This window comes from Wolbachia endosymbiont of Drosophila incompta (genome assembly GCF_001758565.1).
In the GTDB taxonomy this organism is placed as follows: domain Bacteria; phylum Pseudomonadota; class Alphaproteobacteria; order Rickettsiales; family Anaplasmataceae; genus Wolbachia; species Wolbachia pipientis.
This window is the reverse complement of record NZ_CP011148.1, coordinates 513296-513681: the sequence shown is the minus strand read 5'-3', so window position 1 is coordinate 513681 and position 386 is coordinate 513296.

The following is a 386-nucleotide window of genomic DNA, read 5'->3' as shown; positions in this document are numbered from 1 at the left end:
TATTACTTATGCTGGCGTTAGTGAAAAACCGGCATCTCAACATGTAACCAGAAAAGAAGAACCAGCGTCAACTGTCTTGACGGCAGAAAATACAGTAAATAATGACATAGTTGTTGGTTTGTTGAAAACGGAAGAAGCACATGAGCTTGGGCTATCTCAAAATATCTACGAGATGTTTAATAACTTTGGAGTTAAAACCGTACTCATTGACTACAATAAAATAATTAACTTAAAAGAAATCCAAGAAAAGTCGCTTATCTTTGCAAAACAAGATGAAACATTGGCAAAGAAGCTAACATTAGACCGAATAAAAGTTGAAGTTGCAAAGTTTGTTAAAGAGCACAAAATAAATAGAATATTTATTCCGGATAATTTACACTCAGCAC